11 protein-coding genes are annotated in these 19,661 nt (G+C 72.9%); 5 read left to right on the top strand and 6 right to left on the bottom strand.

Annotated elements, in window-relative coordinates; all coding sequences use genetic code 11:
• From HCA58_RS22290 to HCA58_RS22280, 3 genes are all read right to left on the bottom strand, one after another.
• Window positions 1-5,710 (bottom strand): type I polyketide synthase (locus HCA58_RS22290; RefSeq protein ID WP_240956583.1); only part of this gene is annotated, 5,710 nt, incomplete at its 3' end.
• A gap of 151 nt (window positions 5,711-5,861) precedes the next feature.
• A complete protein-coding gene (locus tag HCA58_RS22285; protein ID WP_169599920.1) occupies window positions 5,862-6,098 on the bottom strand; it encodes a ferredoxin in 237 nt (78 codons plus the stop codon).
• Window positions 6,095-7,282 (bottom strand): cytochrome P450, encoded by a 1,188-nt coding sequence (locus tag HCA58_RS22280; protein ID WP_169599918.1) that lies wholly within the window; start codon window positions 7,280-7,282, stop codon window positions 6,095-6,097. The genes HCA58_RS22285 and HCA58_RS22280 overlap by 4 nt, the downstream gene beginning before the upstream one ends.
• Window positions 7,283-7,887: 605 nt before the next feature.
• Here HCA58_RS22280 and HCA58_RS22275 point away from each other — a divergent pair.
• From HCA58_RS22275 to HCA58_RS22260, 4 genes are read left to right on the top strand one after another with little or no spacing between them, the layout of a single operon-like run.
• A complete protein-coding gene (locus HCA58_RS22275) occupies window positions 7,888-9,234 on the top strand; it encodes a lysine 2,3-aminomutase (RefSeq protein WP_169599916.1) in 1,347 nt (448 codons plus the stop codon).
• Window positions 9,235-9,263: 29 nt separating this feature from the next.
• Entirely contained in the window at window positions 9,264-10,520 is a 1,257-nt protein-coding gene (locus HCA58_RS22270) for an aminotransferase class I/II-fold pyridoxal phosphate-dependent enzyme (protein ID WP_169599914.1), read from the top strand.
• Window positions 10,521-10,541: 21 nt separating this feature from the next.
• Window positions 10,542-11,471 (top strand): ACP S-malonyltransferase, encoded by a 930-nt coding sequence (locus HCA58_RS22265; protein ID WP_169599913.1) that lies wholly within the window; start codon window positions 10,542-10,544, stop codon window positions 11,469-11,471.
• A gap of 24 nt (window positions 11,472-11,495) precedes the next feature.
• Window positions 11,496-13,040, top strand: coding sequence for an AMP-binding protein (locus tag HCA58_RS22260; RefSeq protein ID WP_169599912.1), 1,545 nt, complete (start codon window positions 11,496-11,498; stop codon window positions 13,038-13,040).
• A gap of 112 nt (window positions 13,041-13,152) precedes the next feature.
• Here the strand turns inward: HCA58_RS22260 and HCA58_RS22255 are convergent, their stop codons facing one another.
• Window positions 13,153-14,748, bottom strand: coding sequence for an AMP-binding protein (locus HCA58_RS22255; protein ID WP_169599911.1), 1,596 nt, complete (start codon window positions 14,746-14,748; stop codon window positions 13,153-13,155).
• Window positions 14,749-14,908: 160 nt separating this feature from the next.
• Here HCA58_RS22255 and HCA58_RS22250 point away from each other — a divergent pair, with 160 nt between their 5' ends.
• The gene (locus tag HCA58_RS22250; protein WP_169599910.1) at window positions 14,909-15,157 is read left to right on the top strand and encodes a phosphopantetheine-binding protein; all 249 of its coding nucleotides are present in this window, start codon (window positions 14,909-14,911) and stop codon (window positions 15,155-15,157) included.
• Between the two features lie 60 nt (window positions 15,158-15,217).
• On the opposite strand, the gene HCA58_RS22245 is transcribed toward HCA58_RS22250, so the two are convergent.
• Both HCA58_RS22245 and HCA58_RS22240 read right to left on the bottom strand, forming a co-directional pair.
• On the bottom strand, window positions 15,218-16,123 hold the full coding sequence (locus tag HCA58_RS22245; protein WP_346776085.1) for a proline iminopeptidase-family hydrolase: 906 nt from the start codon (window positions 16,121-16,123) through the stop codon (window positions 15,218-15,220).
• 11 nt (window positions 16,124-16,134) lie between these two features.
• Window positions 16,135-19,661 (bottom strand): type I polyketide synthase (locus HCA58_RS22240; protein ID WP_240956582.1); only part of this gene is annotated, 3,527 nt, incomplete at its 5' end.

The raw sequence follows: 19,661 nt of genomic DNA, 5'->3' as shown, positions 1-19,661 counted from the left end.
CCCGATCGACGGGAAACGCCGAAATCGCATCCCCACCATCAACGAGAAGCTGCCACAACTCCTCCGGATCACGCACCCCACCCGGAAACCGACAACTCATCGCAACGATCGCGATCGGCTCCTGGGTGAACGAGGCCACAGCGGGTCCCGGCGTCGCCACGTCCGCGCCGGTGCCCAGCACGGTGGAGACCACGAACTCCGCCAGCGCCGCCGGGGTCGGATAGTCGAACGCCAGGGTCGCCGGCAGGCGCAGCCCGGTGGCCGCCTTGAGCCGGTTGCGCAGCTCGATGGTGGCCAACGAGTCGAAGCCCAACTCGTTGAAGGCCCGGCGCGGCTCGATCACCTCCGCGCCGTCGTGGCCGAGCACGGCAGCGACGTGCTCGCGGACCAGGTCCAGGGTGAAGCGGTCCCGCTCGGCCTGGCTGAACGCGGCGAACTGCCGGGCCAGCCCCTGCGTGGCGTCGGCCGGGCCGGCGGCCTGGACGCTGCGGCGCGCCGGCAACGGCACCAGGCCGCGCAGCAGCGCCGGTACGCCCTCCGGCCGGTTGCGCAGCGCGGTCAGGTCGACCTGGATCGGGGCGAGCACCGGCTCTTCGACGCCGAGCGCCGCGTCGAGCAGGGCCAGGTTCTCCGCCGGGCTGAGGCCGGGCATGCCGGAACGCTCGATGCGCTGCAACGCGGCGGGGTCCAACTGGCCGCCCATGCCGCTGTCACCGGTCCACAGACCCCAGGTGAGGGCGACGGCGGGCCGGCCCTGCGCCCGCCGGGCCACGGCCAGCGCGTTGAGGGTGGCGTTCGCGGCGGCGTAGTTGCCCTGCCCGGCGCAGTCGAGCAGGCTCGCCAGGGAGGAGAAGAGCACGAACGCGGTCAGGTCGGCGTCGCGGGTCAACCGGTCGAGGTTGACCGCGCCGTCCAGTTTGGCCTTGAGCACCGCGTCGAGCCGCTGCGGGGTGAGCGAGCCGATCGTCGCGTCGTCGACGATACCGGCGGCGTGCACCACCGCCCGCAGCGGCCGGTCGGCCGGGACGGCGGCGAGCAGCGCGGCCAACGCGTCGGCGTCGGCCGCGTCGCAGGCGGCCATTTCGACGCTCGCGCCGGCCGCTTCCAGCTCCGCGCGTAGTTCCACGACGCCCGCCGCCGCCGGGCCGCTGCGGCTGGTCAACAGCAGGTGGCGTACGCCGTGCCGGCCGGCCAGGTGCCGGGCGACGTGCGCGCCGAGCCCGCCGGTGCCGCCGGTGACCAGCACCGTGCCGTCGGTCGGCCAACCGGTACCGGCGGCGTCGTCGGGAGTGGTGGCGACCCGGGCCAGCCGGGGCGCACTGATCTCCCCGTCGCGTACCCGCAGTTCCGGTTCGCCGGTGGCCAGGGCGGCGGCCAGCAGCGGCGGGGGGGCGTCACCGAGCCGGACGGTGACGAATCGGTCGGGGTTCTCCGTCTGCGCGGCCCGCAGCAGACCCCGGACCGCCTCGGTGGCGAGGTCGTCGACCCGGCTGACGAAGACCAGCCGGGTGCCGGCCAGCCGGGTGTTGGCCAGCCACTGCTGGAGCAGCGTCAACGCGTCGGCGGTGGCGGCCCGGACGTCACCGGTGCCGACACCGACGAACGCCCACTCGGGGACGGTGGCGCCGGCGTCGATCGCGGCGCCCAGGGCAGCTGGGTCGGCGTACCGGGTGGCCGTGCCGATCCGCTCGTCGCCGAGCACCACCCAGCGGGGGGTGCCCGCCGGGGCGGGCCGGTGACCGAGCTTCGTCCACTCCAGGCGGAACAGCCGCTCGTGGTAGCCGCCCCGGGCGGCGGTGAGCTGGGCGGTGGAGACCGGCCGGGAGACGAACGACCGCACCGACGCCACCGGTACGCCGGTGGTGTCGGCGAGGGTCACCGACACGCTGTCCCCGGCGGCCGGGGCGATCCGGACCCGCACCTCAGCCGCACCGGTGGCGTGCAGGGTGACGTCGTTCCAGGCGAACGGGATGCGCACCTCGTCGTCGGTGGGCTCGCCCCGGCGGGCCGCGTCGATGGCGTGCAGGGCGGCGTCCAACACCGCCGGGTGCAGACCGAAGCGGGCGGCGTCCGCGCGGTTGTCGGCGGGAAGCGCGACCTCGGCGTACACCTCGGTACCGCGCCGCCAGACGGCCTTTAGCCCCTGGAAGACCGGGCCGTAGCCGTAGCCCTGGCCGGCCAGCTGCGGATAGATGCCGGTCAGGTCGACCGGCTGGGCATTCCGTGGCGGCCACTCGGTCAGCGGCGTCCCGACGTCGCTGGCCGCCGGAGCGAGGAAGCCGCTGACGTGCCGGGTCCAGAGCTGGCCGCCCGGCTCGTCGGGGCGGGAGTACACGGCCACCGGGCAGCGTCCCGCCGGGTCGGCGGCGCCGACCACCACCTGGAGAGCGACCCCGCGCTCATCCAGCGACAGCGGCGCCTCCAGGGTCAGCTCCTCCACCGTGGCGCAACCGACCTGGTCCCCGGCCCGGACCGCCAGCTCCACGAAGGCGGTACCGGGCAGCAGCGCCACCCCGGAGATGGTGTGGTCGGCCAGCCACGGGTGGCTGCGCAGCGACACCCGGCCGGTGAGCACCACCCCGTCGCCGCCGGCCAGGCCGACGACCGCACCCACCAGCGGGTGGCCGGCGGCGAGCTGACCGAAGCCGGCCGCGTCGGCGCTGCCGCCGACGGAGGCCATCCAGAACCGGCGACGCTGGAACGCGTACGTGGGCAGGGCGACCCGACGGGCGCCGCGCCCGGCGAAGAACGCCGCCCAGTCCACCGCCACACCCCGCACATGGGCGCGGGCGACGGCGGAGACGACGTCGGTCTCCTCGTCGTGGTCGCTGCGCAGCACCGGGGCGAAGATCGCGTCGTCGTCCTCGGTGAGGCAGGCCGGTCCCATCGCGGAGAGCACCCCGGCTGGCCCCAGCTCGAGGAAGGTGCTGACGCCCTCGTCGGCCATCGCCCGAACCGCGTCGGCGAAGCGGACACAGTCGCGGACGTGCCGCACCCAGTACCCGGGGTCACACAGCTCACCGGAGAGCACCGGCCGCCCGGTCACCGTGGACACGATCGGTATGGTCGGCGGCCGGTAGCTGAGCACGTGGGCCAGCCGGCCGAACTCGGCGAGCATCGGCGCCATCAGTGGCGAGTGGAAGGCGTGGCTGACCCGCAGTCGCTTCGTCTTGTGCCCGGCAGCGGCAAGGGCGGCGGCGACCTCGAGCACGGCGACCTCGTTGCCGGAGACCACCACCGAGGTCGGCCCGTTCACCGCCGCCAGGCCCACCTGCGCCTCACGGCCGGCGAGCAGCCGGCGGACCTGCTCCTCGGTGGCCTGCACGGCGATCATGGCGCCCTCGGCGGGGAGCTGCTGCATGAGCCGACCCCGCGCGGCGACCAGGATCGCCGCGTCCTCCAGGGAGAGCACCCCGGCGACGTGCGCGGCGGCCAGCTCGCCGATCGAGTGTCCGGCGAGCACGTCGGGGCGCACCCCCCAGGACTCCAGCAGCCGGAACTGGGCGACCTCCACGGCGAACAGCGCGCACTGGGTGTAGGCGGTCTGGTCGAGCAACGCCGCCTCGGCGGTGCCGGGTTCGGCGAACAGGACGTCGGCCAGGGGTACGTCCAGCTGCAGGTCCAGCCAGCCACAGGCGTCGTCGAACGCGGCGGCGTAGACCGGATGGGTGCGGTGGAGCCGGCGGCCGGCACCGAGCCGCTGGCTACCCTGCCCGGTGAAGAGGAATCCGAGCCCGGCGCCGGTGGCCTGCCCCCGGTGTACGCCGGGCACGTCGCCGCCGTCGGCGAGCGCGGCCAGATCGCGCAGGGTGCTCGCCCGGTCCCGGGAGACCAGCACCGCCCGGTGCTCCAACGCGGTCCGGGTGGTGGCCAGCGAGTACGCGACGTCGAGCAGCTGCGGAGCGTTCTCGCCGGTGTCCACGGCGGCCAGCAGCGCGGCAGCCTGGTCACGCAGCGCCGCCTCACCGCGGGCGGAGAGCACCACCGGCAGGACCTCGCCGGGCAGCTGCGGCACGTCGGGGGCGGTCTGGTCGCCGAGGGCCGGTGCCTCCTCGACGATGACGTGTGCGTTGGTGCCGCTCACTCCGAACGAGGAGACCCCGGCCCGGCGCGGCCGACCCGGATCGGTCCACTCCCGGGCCTCGGTGAGCAGCTCGACGGTGCCGGCGGACCAGTCGACGTTGGGGGTGGGCGCGTCGACGTGCAGGGTGCGCGGCAGCACCCGGTGCCGCATCGCCATCAGCGCCTTGATCACCCCGGCGACACCGGCGGCAGCCTGCGAGTGGCCGATGTTCGACTTGAGCGAGCCGAGCCAGAGCGGCCGGTCGACGGGGCGTTCCCGGCCGTAGGTGGCGATGATCGCCTGCGCCTCGATCGGGTCACCGAGCCGGGTGCCGGTGCCGTGTGCCTCGACCATGTCGACGTCGGAGGGGGTCAGGCCGGCGGAGGCCAGCGCCGACAGGATCACCCGCTGCTGGGATGGCCCGTTCGGGGCGGTCATCCCGTTGGACGCGCCGTCCTGGTTGATGGCCGACCCGCGGATCACCCCGAGGACGCGATGGCCGTTGCGGCGGGCGTCGCCGAGTCGCTCCAAAACCAGGATGCCGACGCCCTCGGCCCAGCCGGTGCCGTCGGCGGCCGCCGCGAACGGCTTGCACAGCCCGTCGGGTGCCAGGCCGCGCTGCCGGCTGAAGGCGGTGAACGCGCCGGGGTGCACCATGACCGCGACCCCGCCGGCCAGCGCGGTGGTGCACTCTCCGCGTCGCACCGCCTGGCAGGCCAAATGCAGCGCGACCAGGGAACCCGAGCAGGCGGTGTCCACCGTCAGGGTCGGCCCCTCGAAGCCGAAGGTGTAGGCGAGCCGGCCCGACACGACGCTCGGCGCGTTGCCGGTAAGCAGGTAGCCGTCCAGACCCTCCGGGGCCTCGTGCAGCCGGGGGCCGTACTCCTGGGGCTCGGCACCGATGAAGACGCCGGTCTGGCTACCGCTCAGCGACGCCGTGTCGATGCCGGCGTTCTCCAGAGCCTCCCAGGCGGTCTCCAGCACCAGCCGCTGCTGCGGGTCCATCGTCATCGCCTCGCGCGGGCTGATGCCGAAGAAGTCCGCGTCGAACTCGGCCGCGCCCTCCAGGAACCCGCCCTGGCGGACGTAGGTCTTGCCCGCCCTGTCCGGGTCGGGGTCGTAGAGCCCCTCGGTGTCCCAGCCCCGGTCGGTCGGGAAGTCGGAGATGACGTGCCGGCCCTCGAACACCAGCCGCCACAGCTGCTCCGCCGAGGTGCTGTGGCCGGGGTAGCGGCAGCCGATGCCGACCACGGCGATCGGCTCGTCGTCGTCAGGCCGGCGCGGCGGCACGGCCGGAGCAGGTACGGCGTCGCCACCGAGCAGCGTCCGCAGCAGCCGCCCGACCGCCTGTGGCGTCGGGTGGTCGAAGACCATCGTGACCGGCAGGTCCAGGCCGGTGGCGGCGGTGAGCCGACGGTGCAGCTCGACCGCGGCGAGCGAGTCGAAGCCCAGATCGCGGAAGGGCCGACCCGGTTCGACGACGTCCGGGCCGTCCGGCAGGACGGTCTGCAGCACGTCGCGGGCCTGCTCCCGGACCAGGGCGGTGAGCGCCCGGTCCTGCTCGTCGGCCGTGCGGCCCTCCAGCCGCCGCCGCAGTGCCGACAGCGCGCCGGACTCGGCACCGGTGGGGTTCACGGACTCGCTCATGGCACGCTCCACTAGGTCTCCGGGTTCGAGGCCCGGGTCGGTGTGTCGGCTTCGGCGCCCGATCACGGCGAGGCCGCCGTGACCGGTAGGGGGACCGGTCGCGGCGGCCTCGCGGCGACCGGCAGGGCTCACCGGTCGGGGTGGTCGTCGTTCACTCCGCGGGCGCGAGCAGCGTGCCGGAGGTGGCGTCGCGCACCGTGATGGCGGACATCGGGCACATGTCGGCGGCGTCGATGACCGCCTCGTCGGGCCCGGTCTGCGCAGCCAGGACGGACGCCTTGCCGGCGCGGATCTCGATCTGGCGGGGCGCCGCGCCGGCACAGACCCCGGTACCGATGCAGGCATCCCGGTCGACGGTGACTCTCCAGCGGGTGTCCACCACGGTCACCAGGCCACCAGCAGCCGGTTCGGACCCCGGACCAACAGGCCGGACTTCCAGGACACGCCCTCGTCGCCGTGGGCGAGGCGCAGCTCGGGGAAGCGGTCCAGGAGGGTGTGCAGGGCGACCTGGAACTCCATCCGGGCCAACTGCGCGCCGAGGCAGTGGTGCGAGCCGTGCCCGAAGGCGACGTGCGGGTTCTGCCTCCTGGTGAAGTCGAAGGTCTCCGGGTTCTCGAAGACCTTCGGGTCGCGGTTGGCCCCCGGAAGGGAGACCAGCACCGGCTCGCCGGCGCGTACGGTGGTCCCGCTGAGCGTCACGTCCGCCACGGCGTAGCGGGGGAACATGGCGGCCGGGTTGAGCGGAATCATCCGCAGCAGCTCCTCCACGGCGGCCGGCATCAGGCTCCGGTCGGCGCGCAGCTGCGCCATCAGCTCCGGGTGGGTGAGCAGCGCGTAGACGAAGTTCGGGATGTGCGTGGAGACCGTCTCGACGCCGGTGAGCAGCAGCCCGACCCCAGCGATGCCGAGCAGCTCCTGCTCGGTCAGTCGGTCGTCCTCGTCGCGGGCCTTCACCAGTGCGCCGAGCAGGTCGTCGGTGGGGTGCTCGCGACGCTGGGCGACCAGCTTGCCCATGTAGTCGAACAGCTGCTCGATGTAGCCCGTCAGCTGCTCGCTGGTGCTGGTCAGGCCCTGGGTCCAGATCCGGAACTGGGCGCGGTCCTCGAACGGCACACCGAGCAGCTCGCAGATCACGGTGGTCGGGTACGGCAGGGCGAACAGCTCGACGAGATCACCCGGCGAGCCCTTGGCGATCATCTCGTCGACGTACTCGTCGGCGACCCGCTGCGCGCCTTCGCGCATCTCGTTGACGCGGCGGGCGGTCAGCGCCTTGCCGGCCAACTTGCGTAGCCGGGTGTGGTCCGGCGGGTCGAGGCCGATGATTCCCTCGTACGTCATTTCCGCACGGGTGCGGGGCTGGTCCCTGCCCTGCGCCGCGGCCCGGCTGAACCGCGGGTCGGTCAGCACGGTCTTGACGTCCTCGTACCGGGTGACCAGCCAGGACACCTCGCCGTACGGCAGTTGCACCCGGGCCAGCGGCTCGGTGCTGCGCAGCAGCTTGTAGGTCGGGTCGATGTCGATCCCGGGCGACTCCCGGAACGGATAGTCGCGGATCTCCTGATCGATCGTCACGGAGCACTCCCTCGGGTCGCACCGGACGCCCAGCGTTCGGGCGATGGCGTCGATGTCTCTTCGGCCGCCCGGTGCGGTACGGCGTATCCGGGCGACACGCCGGGCACCGGCCGGACCAGACGAGGGATACGTAATCAGGTAAGGAAATCCGCCTACACCCCCGCGCCGCCCCTACCTTCCCCCTACCGCGATCGGTGAGGGCGGGTTTCGATGCCCGGTAGCTTGAATTGATCATGCCGCCCGGGGTTGGAGTTGGTAGAGGTGGATGGTCGGGGGCCTTCGTGGCGGACACTGGCCGGCTCGCGGGTTTCTTGAGCCGGTATTGGTTGTGGCGACGCGTTTCACCGCGCGGCGACAGGTCCCCCTCGCGTCGGGTGGGGATCAGCAGGGCGGCGAGGTGGGCCGGTCAGCGGGCCCCACCGATCAACTCAAGCTGCGTGGCATTGGGGCGGGTCTGGGGTGCCGCTAGGGGTCCGCGTGGACGGGCCGCCACTAGCCTCGTGTCGAGGCTAAGCGCAGTTGACCGTCGAGCGGTTCTCGCGGGCGCGCACCGGTGATTGAGCCACGCCACGTCGGTGGGCGCAACTCCCCATGGAGGATGGCTGATGTCCCTGCTCGTTTCCATGACCGCCGACCCTGGGCGGTTCCACTCCTTCGGGCCGCACCATATCGACGAACTGGGCGCCCGGTACGGATTGTCGGCCGACAATCTGCGCGCCATCCGTACGATTTCGCAGGTGCTGCCGTTCCGGGTCAACGAATACGTCCTGTCGCACCTGATCGACTGGGACCGCGCCCCGGACGACCCGATCTTCCGGTTGGTGTTCCCGCAGCGCGGCATGCTCGCCACCGCCGACGAACGGCTCCTTGGCGACCTGCTGGGTGCCGGCGACCGTAAGGGACTGCGCGTGGAGGTGGCCCGGATCCGGGCCGGGCTCAACCCGCACCCGTCTGGGCAGCAGCAGCACAACGTGCCGCGCCTGGACGGCCGCGAGCTACCGGGCATGCAGCACAAGTACCGGGAGACGGTCCTGTACTTCCCCCAGCAGGGGCAGACCTGCCACGCCTACTGCACCTACTGCTTCCGCTGGGCGCAGTTCGTCGGCGACGCCGACCTGCGGTTCGCCGCGCCGGGCCCGGAGCAACTGGTGACGTATCTGCACCGGCACCCGGCGGTGACCGACGTGTTGGTCACCGGCGGCGACCCGATGATCATGTCGACGGAGCGGCTGCGCTGCCACGTGGAACCGTTGCTGCGGGTGGACACGGTGCGCACCATCCGGTTCGGCACCAAGGCGGTCGCCTACTGGCCGTACCGGTTCGTCTCCGACAGCGACGCCGACGACCTGCTGCGGCTGTTCGCACAGGTGGTGGCCTCCGGCCGCAACGTCGCGGTGATGGCGCACTTCAGCCACCCGCGTGAACTGGCAACCGAGGTCGCCACCCGGGCCATCGCCCGAGTCCGGTCGACCGGGGCGGTGGTCTACTGCCAGGCCCCGTTGATCCGCTACGTCAACGACGATCCCCGCGTCTGGAGCGCCATGTGGCGGGCCGAGCTGGCCGTCGGCGCGGTGCCTTACTACATGTTCGTCGAGCGGGACACCGGGCCTCGGGACTACTTCCAGGTGCCGCTCACCCGGGCCGCCGAGATCTTCCGTACCGCCTATCAGGACCTGCCCGGCCTGGCCCGGACCGTGCGCGGGCCGGTCATGTCGGCGACCCCCGGCAAGGTGCTGGTCGACGGCGTCGAGCGGACCCCGCACGGCGACTTCTTCCAGCTCCGGTTGATCCAGGCCCGCGACCGACGGCTGGTCGGCCGGCCGTTCCGGGCTCGCTGGTCGGCGGACGCGGCGTGGCTGAGCGAGCTGGAGATCGACCCTGCCGCCCCGGCGGACATCCTTGCCGCGGTCGGCCCCGGCGCGGCCCGCGCCGGCGCGGCCGTCACCGCCTGAGCACGAACCGACCCCGAAGGGAGCTGGCGATGGCCGGCCGGAAGATTTCGCCCAATCTCGCGCTCGACCAGGTGGTCGCGCAGCGGATCGCCGCGGGGGAGTCCATCGTGCACCTGGGTTTCGGCGAGTCCCGCCTGCCGGTCTTCCCGCCGCTGGTGCGGCAGCTGACCGAGGGCGCGAACCGCAACGCGTACGGGCCGGTGGTCGGCGACCCGGCCACCCGGGACGCCGTGGCCGGCTACTTCTCCCGCCGACGGCTGCCTACCGGGGCGGACCAGGTGATCGTCGCGCCGGGCAGCAAGCCGCTGCTGATGGCCATGCAGCTGGTCGTCGGCGGTGCCACCCTGGTCGCCTTGCCGAGCTGGGTCACCTACGCCCCGCAGGCCCGGCTGGCCGGCAAGACCGTGCTGGGGGTGCCGATCCCGGAGTCCTGCGGTGGGATGCCCGACCCGGCGGCGCTGCGGGAGACGATCCGCGCCGCCCGGATGCTCGGTCAGGCCCCCCGGATCCTCGTGCTCACCTCGCCGGACAACCCCACGGGCACCCACGCCCCGGACGGGGTGGTCCGGGAACTGTGCGCGGTCGCCGAGGAGGAGGACCTGCTGATCGTCTCCGACGAGATCTACCGGGACATTCTGCACGAGCCGGGTGCGGACCTGCTCAGCCCGGCCGAGGTCGCGCCCCGGCGGACCGTGGTGATCACCGGGCTGAGCAAGAACCTGGCGCTCGGCGGCTGGCGGATCGGGGCGGCCCGGTTCCCGGCCGGCGGGTGGGGCGAGCGGATCCGCGCGGACGTCGCCGCCGTGGCCAGCGAAATCTGGTCCACTCTCGCCGGCCCGATGCAGTCGGTGGCCCGGTACGCCTTCGCCGAGCCGCCGGAGATCCGCGAGCGGCTGGCGGCGGACGCCGCCCTGCACGGCGCCGTGGCCGGTGCGGTCCACCGGATCATGGTGAATGCGGGCGCGACCTGCCGGCCGCCGACCGGTGCGTTCTACGTCTACCCGGACTTCGCGCCGCTACGGGGCCCGCTGGCCGAGCAGGGCGTCACCGACGGCGCGGCGTTGCAGCGTCACCTGCTGGAGGAGCTGGGTGTCGCGGTGCTCTCCGGCCACCACTTCGGAGATCGACCCGACGCGCTGCGCTTCCGCGCCGCGACCAGCATGCTCTACGGTGCCACCCCGCAGCAGCAGCGGCAGACCCAGGACGCCGCCGATCCGCTCGCCGTGCCGCACGTCGCCGACGCGCTGGCCCACCTCGAGCAGGCCCTCGCCAAGCTCCCCCGATGACCCGATGACAAGGACGCAGAGATGACCAGCGCCATCGTCTTCCCGGGGATGGGCCCGTGCGACTTCACCGACGTCGCGAAGTTCATGCTCGTCGACCGGGACGCCCGCGAGCTGCTCGCCACCGCGAGCGGCGCCCTGGACTACGACCTGTTCGCCCGGTACAGGGATAGCGACAGCGACTACTCCGAGTACGCCCAGGTGGCCTTCCTGGTCAACTGTGTGGCGCTGGCCCGCTGGGCGGAGCGGAGGGTGGACCTGCGGCCCGACCTGGTCGCCGGGCCCAGCTTCGGCGGCAAGGCCGCCGCCGTGTACAGCGGCGCGCTGGACTTCGCCGAGGCGGTACGGATGACCGCGCGGCTGTCCCGGATCGAGACGGAGTACTTCGCGGCCGAGCAGCGGGGCGTGGTGACGATGTCCTTCGTCCGCACCCCGCAGGATCGGCTGCGGGAGATCCTGGCCGAGTTGGACGAGGCCGGCGAGTGGTACGAGATTTCCTGCTACGTGGACACCGACTTCTGGATGGTGACGCTGCACGAGCGGCGCATCGACTGGTTCGCGCAGCGGCTGCGCGCCGGCGGTGGGCTGCCGCTGTACGTCATGGGCCCACCGCTGCACGCCGCCGCGTTCCAGCCGCTGCGCGACCGGGTGGAGGCGGAACTGTTCGGATCGCTGCACTTCACCGACCCGTGGATCCCGGTCGTCGCCGACCAGGACGGCACGGTACGGGACACCGCCGACGGGGTGCGGGCCATGCTGCTCGACGGCATCGTCGCCCCGGTGCGCTGGCCGGAGGTGGTCGACACGTTCCAGCGGAGGGAGGTCGAGACGGTGCACGTCTGCGGACCGGACCGGTTGTGGGGTCGGGTGGGGGCAACCGTCCGCAACTTCCGAACCACCATCGTGGACCCCCGGCGGGCGATGTCGCCGATCCGCCGCACCGTGGCCGCGTGATGGCCGCCGAGCAGGAGGACGAAGATGACCCAGCACACCGACTCCGCCCTGCACGGACGGTTCCTGCGGGGGGTGGCCGCCACCCCGAGGGCCACCGCCCTGCACCTGCCCTCCGGCCCCGTCAGCTACGAGGAGCTGCACGCCACCGCACTGCGCTGGGCCGGGTCGCTGGCCGCCGGCCCGCACGGGCCGCCCAGCGTGGTCGGCATCCTCGCCGGCAAGACCCTGGAGTCGTACGCGGGACTGCTAGCCACCCTGTACGTCGGGGCGACCGCCGTACCGCTGCACCCGGAGTTCCCGGCGGCGCGCACCGCACGGATGCTGACCGCGTGCGGAGTCTCCACCCTGTTGCTCGACGAGGCCGGCCTGGCGGTACGGGCCGAGTTGGGCGATGCGGTGGCCGGCGTGCCGGTGTTGGCGCCGGTGACGGACCCGCGCGGCAGCGGCACCGGTCCCCGGCTCCCGGTGGCCTCGGCGATGCCGCTGACCGAGCCCCGCCCGGTCGACCCCGACGACGTCGCCTACGTGCTGTTCACCTCCGGTTCGACGGGGCGGCCCAAGGGGGTGCCGATCACCCATGGCAACCTGCGGCACTACTTCTCGGTGCTGGACGACCGGTACGACTTCGGGCCGGACGACCGCTTCTCGCAGTCGTTCGACCTGAACTTCGACTGCGCGATGTTCGACCTCTTCTGCGCCTGGGGCGCGGGGGCGAGCGTGCACCCGGTGCCCCCGGGCGCGTACCGGGACGTCCCGGCGTTCGTCGGCGAACGGGCCCTGACGGTGTGGTTCTCCACCCCCAGTGCGATCACCCTGGTCCGGCGGACCGGCCGGCTGGCGCCGGCGGCGATGCCGTCACTGCGGTGGAGTTTCTTCGCCGGGGAGGCGTTGCACGCCGCCGACGCGGTGGACTGGCAGGCGGCGGCACCCGGGTCGACGCTGGCGAACATCTACGGCCCGACCGAGCTGACCGTCACCATCACCGGGCACCGCTGGTCGCCGCAGACCTCGCCGGGGCTCTGCGTCAACGGTCTCGTCCCGATCGGGGTCCTGCACGACGGGCACGACGGGATGCTGCTCGACCCGGACGGCGCGGCCAGCGAGGTGGAGGGCGAACTGTGCATCACCGGCCCCCAGTTGACCTCCGGCTATCTCGACCCGGCCGACGACGAGGGCCGGTTCCTGGTCCGTGACGGCCGGCGCTGGTACCGCACCGGAGACCGGGTACGGCGGCTGGAGAACCAGGAGTTGATCTACCTAGGCCGGCTGGACGCCCAGGTGCAGGTGCACGGCTGGCGGGTGGAGCTGGCCGAGATCGAGCACGCGTTGCGGGGGTGTCGCGGGATCGAGGACGCGGTCACCGTGGCCCGGTCCGGGGCCGGCGGCACCGAACTGGTGGTCTTCTACACCGGTGAGCCGACCGCACCGACGGAGCTGTCCCGGCAGCTTCGGCAGATCCTGCCGAAGGGCATGCTGCCCCGCTTGTACCGGCACGTGCCGGAGTTTCCGCTGAACACCAACCGGAAGGTCGACCGGGGCCGGCTGGCCCGTGAGGCCGCCGAGAACTGACCGACTTCTACCGGGTCGGGCCGGTGCCGGGCCCGCGGTGACTGGCGGACCTGGACGACCCCCGGTCGGCCCCCTGGTGAACAGGGCCGGCCGGGTGCCGTCGGGCAACGGGTCAACCCTGCGCGGGTTCTCCGGCGCGGGCGGCGAGGGTCCGCCTGTCGACCTTGCCGTTGGCGTTGACCGGCAGCTCGTCGAGGACCCGCACCTGCTGCGGCACCATGTAGTCGGGCAACGCCTCCAGGCAGAACGCGCCGAGCTCTATCTCATCGACGCCGGCGACACCCTCGTCGAGCACCACGAAGGTGGCCAGCACGGGGTCCTTGTCCTCCCGGGGCAGCATCAGCGCGGCGGCGCCGGCGATGCCCGGGAACTCCCGGACCCGGCGCTCCACCTCGCCCAGCTCGACCCGGTTGCCGCGTATCTTGACCAGCGAGTCGGCCCGGCCGGTGAAGTACAGTTCGCCGCCCTCCCCCCGGTACGCCAGGTCGCCGGTGCGGAAGACCACTTGCCCGGCGGCGGGGTTGAGCGGGTCGGGCACCAGCGCGGCGGCGGTCGCCTCCGGGTCGTTCCAGTAGCCGTTGAACAGGGCGGCACTGCGCAGGTGGATCTGGCCGAGGACGCCCGGCTCGTCGACCGGCCGGCCGTCCTCGTCGATCAGCAGCATCTCGGCGCCCGGGTGGGCGTGGCCGATGGAGATCCGGTCCGCGTCGTCGGGCAGCGGGTTCGGCACGTCGGTGAAGGATGCGGCGATCGACTCGCTACTGCCGAAGCAGTTGACCACCCGGGCCCGGGGCAGGGCCCGTTGCAGTTCGCGCAGTTCGGGCAGCGGGAAGTTCTCGCCGGAGTAGAGTACGCCGCGGATCTGCCCGCCGAGCGCCGCCAGCCCGGCGTGCTCGTGCCGCAGCACACCCCGCCAGATCGACGGGACGCCGTTGATCTGGGTGGCCCCGGTGTCCGTGAGGAACTGCACGAAGCGGCGCGGCCACCGCAGCAGCGAGCGGGGCACCGGCACCACGGCCGCGCCGCTGCCGAGGGCCAGGCCGATGTCGAGCAGCGAGAAGTCGAACTGCAACGGTGAGGTGGTGGCGACCCGGTCCTCGGCGGAGACGATGCCGTGCCGGAGCATGCCCTGGAAGAAGGCCAGGACGCCCCGGTGGCTCATCACCACGCCCTTGGGTCGACCCGTGGTGCCGGACGTGAAGATCATGTAGGCCGGGTCGGTGGCGACCAACTCCCGGCGGTGCCGGGTGCGGGGCGCGGGGGCCCGCTCGACCTGGATGCCGTCGGGACCGAACCGGGCGGTGCCCAGCGGCGTGGGCACCGCCTCCCGGCGGCCGTCGACGGGTTGCAGGTGCACTGCCGCCCCGGTGCTCTCGGCGATCATCGCGAGGCGCTGCGCCGGCGTCTCCGGACTGACCGGGACGAAGGTGAGCCCCAGCGAGGAGCAGGCGAGGAACACGGCGATGGCGGACGGGGAGGTGTCCGACTCCAGGATCACCCGATCGCCGATGTCCAGGCCCAACTCGTCCAGAGCGGCGGCGTAGCCGTCAACCCGCTGGGCGAGCTGACGGTACGAGATGGAGCCGATCTCGTCGCCGACGGCCTTGATGACGGCCGGTTCGTCGGGCGTCAACCGGGCGCCCGCCAACAGGAACTCGTGCAGCGTCTCCACGGAGGCGTGCGTGCGCGCGAAAATTTCTCGGCTCATGGCCGGAGCGTATCGGTGACTGTAGGTACGTCCCACCCGCATGGACACCCCTAACGACCCCTAATGTCGGACCGCGGCGAGCGCCGAATTGTCGGGTCGTCAACGCCCGGCGGTCGTTGTTAGCGTTCTTCTCACCCTGAATCGGAAGGAGATCGGCGACATGTGGGACCAACGGTTCGAGACCATCGTACGCCAGCACCTGCCCTTCCTCGGTCCGGAGGAACCGCTGCTGGATGGCACCAGCCTGCGCGACTCGGGCCTGGACTCGCTCGCCATGGTCGAGCTGCTGGCGACGCTCGAGAGCGAGTACAAGGTACGTTTCGTCGACGAGGCGATGTCGATGGAGACGTTCGCCACCCCAAAGACGCTGTGGAGTGCGATGAGCGACATGCTCAGCGCTCCCGCGTGAGGCACCGGCGCACGAAAAAAGGGCTCGTGACCATTTCGGTCACCGGCCCTTTTCGTCGGCTCAACGCTTGTCGAGAAATTCGGTGAGGATCTCGGTGAACCGCTCCGGAGTTTCCAGGTGCGGCAGGTGACTGGCCCCGTCGACGATCTCCCAGCGAGCCCCGGGAACGAGGTCGTGGAACGGGCGTACCGCAGCCGGAGTCACCTCGTCGTACTCGCCGCTGATGACCAAGGTGGGCGCGTCGATCTGCGGCAGCCGGTCGACCAACGAGTAGTCACGCAGGGTCCCGGTCACGCAGAACTCGCTCGGCCCGTTCATCGAGTGGTAGACGGTCGGGTCCCCGTTGATCTCCATGAAGGTGGCCATCAGCTCCGGCGGCAGCGGCTTGCGCCGACATACGTGTCGCTGGTAGAAGACCATCATCGCGGCCACGTAGGCGGGACTGCCGGTGGTGCCGGCGGCCTCGTGCCGCCGCAGCGTCGCGTCCACGCCCGGGGGCAGCGCGGCCCGCAGGACGTCCAGCTCCGGCAGCCACAGCGGATACGACGCGGGCGCGTTGGCGATCACCAGGCCGCGCAGCCCGGCGGGCCGGTCCGCCGCGTGCGCCGCCGCCAGCACCCCACCCCAGGACTGCCCGAACAGCACGTACTCGTCGGCGATGTCGAGCCGGCGCAGAAGGTTGTCCAGCTCGGCCAGGAACAGCTCCACCGTCCAGAAGTCGGCACCACGGTCCCGCAGATGGGTGGAGCCGCCGTTGCCGAGCTGGTCGTAGTGCACCACCGGTCGGCCCGACCGGCTCAGTTCGGCCAGGTTGAGCAGGTAGTCGTGGGTGCTGCCCGGGCCGCCGTGCAGCACGACGAGCGGCGGCGGACCCTCGTGCAGCCGACCCGTCACGCGATACCACGTCCGGTAGTCGCCGAACTCGACGGTGCCCTTGGCGGTCGGTGCCAGTGTCATGTCGTCCACTCCAGGCGTCGTCACTGCGAAATCCAGTCCCTGACCACACCGGCCGTGGTGGCGACCTGCCCCTCCATCATAGTGAAGTGGTCGCCGGGCACCTCCCGGAGCGTGTGCGGGGTTTCCCAGGTGGCCCGCCACCCGTCGTCGTCGCCGGCCACGATGGACTCCTGCGGCCGGACGAAGAGCACCGGCGTGCCGATCGACTCGATCGGGCAGCTCTGCAGCAGTCGGACGTAGCGGCCCATCGCCGACAGCCGGGCGCTGCTGAACTCACCGTAGGTGGCCTCCCGGTCCAGCAGGGAGTCGAGCATGTGGGTGAAGAAGGTCGGCGTGGTGCTGCCGGTGGTCAAGTAGGTGTCCAGCAGCACCACCCCGGTCGGACCGTAGCCATGCCGCTCCAGCTCACCGGCGGTGGCGTGGGCGAACAGCCCGCCAGCGGAGTAGCCGACGATGACGTACGGTCCCTGGTCGGCGATCGGGCGGACCATCTCGGCGAACACCCGCACCGCCGCGTCGGACGAGGCGGGCAGGCTCTCGTCGCGGCCGAAGCCCGGCACCGGCAAGGTCCACACGTCGCGGGTACCGCCGAACTCGGCGGTGAACCGCGCGTACTGCTGGTCACCGCCGAGTGCCATCGGCGACGGGAAGCAGACGATCGCCGGGCCCTGGTCGCCGCGGGCGAGCCGGCGGGGCGCGGGGATCTCCGGTAAGTCGGCCGGCCCGTCGAAGGTGGGGCGGATGTCGGCGACCGCGTACAGCAGGGACAGGCCCTGCGGTACCCGGCCGCCCTTGACGGCGGTACGGAACAACGCGCTCATGGTGTCGGCGGCGTAGGCCGGGCCGGTGCGCTCCCCGGCCGGTGGAGCGGCCAGTTCGGTGCGCAGCAGCGCCGCGAGTTCGGCGACGCTGTCGTGGTCGAAGACCACCCCGGTGTCCAGCCGCAGCCCGGTGGCATCGTTGAGGGTGTTGCGCAGTTCCGTCGCCGTGAGCGAGTCGAAGCCGAGTTCGACGAAGCGCAGCGCCGGGTCGACGTCGTCGGCCTCGGCGTGGCCGAGCACCGTCGCGGCCCTAGTGCGGACCAGGTCACGCAGCAGCGCCTCCTGGCCGTCGGCGTCGAGCCCGTCGAGGGTACGCCGCAGCGCCGCCGGATCGGACCGGGCCGGGCCGGACGCGGTCCGCCGGGCCGGGGTGACGAGCGCGCGGAGGATCGGCGGCACCTCCGGTGTCGCCGGGGTACGCAGGTCGGCCTTGAGCGGGACGAGCACCGCGTCGGTACGGGCCAGCGCCGCGTCGAACAGGGCCAGCCCCTCCTGGCTGGACATCGGCTGCACGCCGCCTCGGGACATTCGGGCCCGGTCGGTGCCGCCGAGGTCGTCGGCCATGCCGCCGCCGGCCCACGGCCCCCAGGCAAGGGACTGGGCGGGGTACCCGGCGCCCCGGCGGGCGATCGCGAGTGCGTCGAGGAAGGCGTTGGCCGCCGCGTAGTTGCCCTGACCCGGCCCACCGAGCACCCCGGCCGCAGAGGAGAAGAGCACGAATGCGGTGAGGTCCGCGTCGCGGGTCAGCTCGTGCAGGTGGGTGGCGGCGTCGACCTTGGGGCGGAGCACCGCGTCGAGGCGTTCCCGGTCCAGCGAGGGGATGGTCCCGTCGTCGAGCAGCCCAGCAGCGTGTACCACCCCGGTCAGCGGCTGGTCGGCGGGAATCCCGGCGAGCAGCGCGGCGACCGCGTCACGGTCGGCCAGGTCGCAGGCAGCGACGGTGACCTCGGCGCCACGATCGGTGAGGTCGGTGCGCAGCGCGGCCATGCCGTCCGCGTCGGGGCCACGCCGGCTGGCCAGCAGGAGGTGCCGCACCCCGTACGCGTCGACCAGGTGTCGGGCGACGAGCCGACCGAGGGCGCCGCCGGCCCCGGTGAGCAGGATGGTGCCGTCGGCGTCGAAGGCGCTGCCGGGGACTCCGGTGGGGGCCCCGGCGGTCACCAGCCGGGCGGCGTGAGCGACGCCCTCGCGGATGACCAGTTGCGGTTCGCCGCCGGCCAGCACGGCCGGGAGGGCCTGTGCCGACTCGTCGTGGTTGTCGAGGTCGACCAGTGCGATCCGGCCCGGATTTTCCGACTGGGCGGAGCGGGCGAGCCCCCAGACCGCCGCGGCGGCCGGGGCGGTGACGGACGGGCCCTGCGCGCCGTGGGTGAGGACCATCAGCAGGGACGACGCCAGCCGCTCGTCGGCTAGCCAGGTCTGCAGCAGCGCGAGGAACTGCGCGGTGGCCTGCCGGGCGCCGGCCGCGAGGTCCCGGGAGTCGGGTTGGACGCCGGCGACAAGCACCACGTCCGGTGCGGCGTGGCCCGCGTCCAGGGCGGCGGTGAGAGCGTCGAGGCCGGTGTACGTTTCGGCGGGAAGGCCGGCCGTGTCGAGCGCGGCGGCCACCTTGAACTCGTCAGCGCCGATGAGTGCCCAACGGCCGGTGACCGGAGTGGTGGGCAACGGTACCGGCGTCCAGTCGACCCGGTACAGGTGCTCCTGCCGGCCGCTGCGGGCGGCGACGAGCTGACCGGTGTCGATCTCCCGGAGCACCAGGGCGTCAACCCGGGCGACGGGTGCGCCAGCGGTGTCGGCGAGGGTGAGGGCGACCTGGTTGGGCCCGGTGGGGGTCACGGTGACCCGCAGGGCGGTGGCGCCGGTGGCGTGGACGGTCACCCCGGTCCAGGCGAACGGGACGGCGGGCGGGCCCTCGCCTCGGCTGAGGCGGATGGCGTGCAGGGCCGCGTCGAACAGGCCAGGGTGCAGGTGGAACCGGTCGGCGTCGGTCACGTCGTCGGGCAGCGCGATGTCGGCGTACACCTCGTCGCCGTGTCGCCAGGCGGTTCGCAGGCCCCGGAAGACCGGGCCGTAGACGAGGCCGGCGTCGGCCATCCGCTCGTAGAGTCCGTCGAGGTCGACGGGCGTGGCGGCGGCCGGCGGCCACGGCGTCGGCGGGTCGGCGAGGGAGGTCGGCGAGGCCGGGACGAGCAGCCCGACGGCGTGCCCGGTCCACGGTGCGTCCTGGTGCCGGGAGTAGACGGTGACGGGTCGCGCGCCGTCGTCGCCGGGCGCGCCGACAGCGACCTGCACCTGTACGCCACCGTCGTCGGGGACGACCAGCGGGGTCTGGAGGGTGAGCTCGGCCAACCGGCCGCAGCCGACGTGATCACCGGCGCGGACGGCGAGTTCGACCAGGCCGGTGCCGGGCAGCACGATCGTGTCGCCGAGCGCGTGGTCGGCCAGCCACGGGTGGGTACGTCGGGACAGGAGGCCGGTGGCGATGAGCCCGTCGGTGTCGGGGAGGGTGGTGACGGCCGACAGCAGCGGGTGTTCGGCGTCGAGCAGGCCGGCGGCGGTGACGTCCCTGTCGGCTCCGGTGTCGTGCATCCAGTAGTGCTGGTGTTGGAAGGCGTAGGTGGGTAGGTCGACCTGCCGCCCGCCCGGATGGATGGCCGCCCAGTCCAGGTCGACACCACTGATCCACGCCCGCGCCATCCCAGTGGCGTACGCCTCCACCTGATCAC

The sequence above is a fragment of the Micromonospora sp. HNM0581 genome (genome assembly GCF_012726175.1).
GTDB lineage: Bacteria > Actinomycetota > Actinomycetes > Mycobacteriales > Micromonosporaceae > Micromonospora.
This window is presented reverse-complemented; position numbering and strand designations above follow the sequence as displayed.

What these genes read in the sequence shown, in the direction of transcription:
- HCA58_RS22265 (WP_169599913.1), top strand. Translation starts at nt 10,542, where the DNA reads ATGACCAGCGCCATCGTCTTCCCGGGGATGGGCCCGTGCGACTTCACC.
- HCA58_RS22260 (WP_169599912.1), top strand. Translation starts at nt 11,496, where the DNA reads ATGACCCAGCACACCGACTCCGCCCTGCACGGACGGTTCCTGCGGGGG.
- HCA58_RS22275 (WP_169599916.1), top strand. Translation starts at nt 7,888, where the DNA reads ATGTCCCTGCTCGTTTCCATGACCGCCGACCCTGGGCGGTTCCACTCC.
- HCA58_RS22250 (WP_169599910.1), top strand. Translation starts at nt 14,909, where the DNA reads ATGTGGGACCAACGGTTCGAGACCATCGTACGCCAGCACCTGCCCTTC.
- HCA58_RS22255 (WP_169599911.1), bottom strand. Translation starts at nt 14,748, where the DNA reads ATGAGCCGAGAAATTTTCGCGCGCACGCACGCCTCCGTGGAGACGCTG.
- HCA58_RS22270 (WP_169599914.1), top strand. Translation starts at nt 9,264, where the DNA reads ATGGCCGGCCGGAAGATTTCGCCCAATCTCGCGCTCGACCAGGTGGTC.